A 1,792-nucleotide genomic window follows, 5' to 3' on the forward strand; every position below is an offset into this window, starting at 1 on the left:
TGTTGCGGTGCTTGCTTCCTTGCCGTGAATGCATGATCGGTTTTGCGGCTTCCTTCCCCTCTGCAGCCGCGGAAACGGGTCGTGTGATGTCGATGCAACCGCGGCCGTGGCCCGAGCCTGATGAGCAGGTGGCTTCGGCGATTCGTGCGATGTATGCAGGGCGTGAGGCACCCTTGCCGGTGGTAGTACGAGATCAGCTGGGTGAGCTGTTCGCTGATGAGCAGTTCGGTGCGGCGTTCGGGGTCCGCGGCCGGCCTGGTTGGTCTCCGGGGCGGCTGGCGTTGATCACGGTGTTTCAGCTGGTGGAGAACCTGACCGATCGGCAGGCGGCCGAGGCGGTGCGGGACAAGTTGTCGTGGAAGTACGCGCTGGGGCTGGATCTGGCCGACACCGGTTTCGACGCTTCGGTGTTGAGCGAGTTCCGGGCCCGGGTGATCGCCCATGGCCTGGAGGAACGGGTCCTTGACCTGCTGTTGGCCAGGCTGGTTGGTGAGGGGCTGCTGGCGGCGGGTGGTAAGCAGCGCACGGACGCCACCCACGTGGTGGCCGCCGTGCGGGATCTCAGCCGGCTGGAGCTGGCCGGGGAGTCGGTGCGCGCCTGTCTGGAGGCCCTGGCCGCGGCGGCGCCGGATTGGGTGGCGCAGGTCATCGACGTGCCGGCCTGGAGCAGGCGGTACGGGCAGCGGGTGCACGACTGGCGGCTGCCGTCGTCGCAGACCGCCCGGGCCGAGCTGGCAAACACGTATGGCACTGACGGGTTCGCGCTGCTGACGGCGGTCTACGGCCCGTCGGCGCCGCCGTGGCTGGCGCAGCTGCCGGCCGTGGAGGTGCTGCGGGTGGTGCTGCTGCAGAACTACGTGCGTGGGCACGATGAGCACGGGCGGGAGGTGGTCAGACGGCGGGAGGCGAAGGTAGACGGTCTCCCGCCGGGAAGGCATCGCCTCACCTCGCCCTACGACACGCACGCCCGGTGGGGCACCACGCGCAGCGCCAGCAAACCCTGGAACGGTTACAAGGTCCACCTCAGCGAAACCTGCAACGACCCCGACGACAGCGCTGACACGCCGTTCATCGAGCCGCCCAACATCATCACCAACGTGATGACCACCGACGCGACGGTCAACGACACGGTGATGACCAGCCCGATCCACGACCGGCTGCAACGGCGCGGACTGCTGCCGGACGAGCACTACCTGGACTCCGGCTATCCCTCCATCGACCTGGTCATCGCCTCCGCGGCCCGCTACGGCATCACGCTGGTCACCCCGCTGCGGACCAACAACTCCGTCCAGGCCCGAGCTGCAGCCGGCTTCGACAGCACCGCGTTCACCATCGACTTCGACAACCAGCGCGCCACCTGCCCCCAGGACCAGACCAGCACCACCTGGAGCCCGACCACCCAACGCGGCAGCGACGTCATCGTCGTTCGCTTCGCCCGGGAAACCTGCCGACCCTGCCCCGTGCGCCAGCAGTGCACCACCGACCGACACACCGGCCGCAAGCTGTCCGTGCGTCCCCGCGAGGTCCACCACGCGATACAACTGGCCCGCGCCGAGCAGCACACCAAGGCCTGGCAGACCAAATACGCCCGACGCGCCGGCGTCGAAGGAACCATCAGCCAAGCCGTCAACGTCACCGGCATACGCCAAGCCCGCTACCGCGGCCTGGACAAGACCCACCTGCAAAACGTCTTCAGCGCCGTCGCGATCAACCTGATACGGCTGACCGCCTACTGGAACGGTCACCCCCTCGACCGAACCCGCACCAGCCACCTCGCCCGACTCGCCCTGGC

Annotated in this window: 1 protein-coding gene; it reads left to right on the forward strand. The window is 68.3% G+C overall.

All coding sequences use genetic code 11. The annotated features are described in order from the left end of the window. Positions 1–92: 92 nt before the first annotated feature. Positions 93–1,792, forward strand: a 1,700-nt coding sequence (locus FXF52_RS40945; protein ID WP_148805007.1) for an IS1182 family transposase, incomplete at its 3' end; no start/stop codon positions are given.

The sequence above is a fragment of the Micromonospora sp. MP36 genome (assembly GCF_008119785.1).
Taxonomy (GTDB): domain Bacteria; phylum Actinomycetota; class Actinomycetes; order Mycobacteriales; family Micromonosporaceae; genus Micromonospora.